This is a genomic window from Streptococcus danieliae, from assembly GCF_013415245.1.
Classification (GTDB): domain Bacteria; phylum Bacillota; class Bacilli; order Lactobacillales; family Streptococcaceae; genus Streptococcus; species Streptococcus danieliae_A.
In genome coordinates this window covers 1-1325 of sequence record NZ_JACBXX010000236.1, presented here as the reverse complement: position 1 = coordinate 1325, position 1325 = coordinate 1, and the positions used below count along the sequence as shown (strand labels likewise).

At 43.2% G+C, this 1325-nt stretch carries 2 protein-coding genes; both read right to left on the bottom strand.

The features are described from left to right. Positions 1 to 368: reverse transcriptase domain-containing protein (locus HZY94_RS09855; protein ID WP_257151889.1), on the bottom strand; the 368-nt coding region annotated here is incomplete at its 3' end. Positions 369 to 921: 553 nt separating this feature from the next. Then, positions 922 to 1325: IS66 family transposase (locus tag HZY94_RS09850; protein WP_179925973.1), on the bottom strand; the 404-nt coding region annotated here is incomplete at its 5' end.

The following is a 1325-nucleotide window of genomic DNA, read 5'->3' as shown; positions in this document are numbered from 1 at the left end:
TGAATAATAGCTGTCTCACAAGAGCGATTGGGACGAAAGCCATAACTATACTCTGAGAAGTGTCTTTCACAGATTGGACTGATGGTTTGAACAATCGCTTGTTGTACCATTCTGTCCATGACTGTAGGGATTCCAAGATTTCGGACGCCACCATTTGGCTTAGGAATTTCAACTCGTAAAACTGGTTGAGGTTTGTACTTCCTCTGCTTTATAAGTTCCTTGGTTTCTCGCCAATGTTGCCGTAGGAAATTATCCATTTCCTCAATGGTAACTCCGTCGATACCAGCAGAACCCTTGTTTCTTTTTACCTGATGATAGGCTTCAAGCATATTGTTCCGAGATAATATCTTATCTAGCAATTCTGACATGTGAGTATTCCTTTCTTGTTTCGGTGTCGGAGGGACATCTTAGATTCGTGAACCTTCTCCTAGTCAATACGTGACCGTCTCCAGTTCTATCCGACCGTTCTTTTACAGACACAAGTGAAGTAGGATTACTTCGGTTAATTGTTCGCCCCTTCGCTCCATTTCCATTACAGAAACTTCATCACTACTATGGGTTCGGCTGACTTCTCATGATTCGTTGTTACTACGTCTACGACGCTCATGAGACCTCACGGGATAAGTCGTATATCTTTCCTCGTTTACTCTCGTGATCTACGCATATAGGTTACGACTACCTTTTGGGACTTTAGAGTTTTCAGCCTCCTCATCCACTACATACGCCTTCATATCACATTTCTGTTCGTAGAGCCACGATTTCGCTATCCCTTCCTCTCCCCGCTACCTCACGATAGTCAGGCTTGGGAGTCGCTATTGGGTTCACCGGTAGCAGGTGCCCACAGAGGACTTGCACCTCAGATATACGACATGCCCGTCGTACTGAAAAAGGTTCCAGAGTTGATTGACTCGGGAACCTTTTTTATTGACAATTCTTCTGTATGATTTCAGACCATGGCAAATAGTCCTCTAGAACCTCTATTTTTGCGAGGGTTTCTTCATTAGGAAGGTGGTCTAGAAGATAATTCATATACTTCTCAGTGTGCAAACCATGACGTTTAGCAGTTTCTAATAAACTCATGATGATCGCGCCTGCCTTAGCTCCCTCATAACTCTGAGAGAATAGCCAGTTTTTACGTCCCATAACTAAAGACTTAATAGCTCGTTCAGCTAGATTATTAGAAAGAACAAGTCTTCCATCTTCTAAAACTTTCTTAAAAGTCTCCTCATACTTGAGAGCGTAGTCTATCGCACTGCCCAATTTGGAACCAGTTAGGACAGCTTGCTGGCGACACCAATCAAAGAACTCTTCCATTAAGGGGCTTA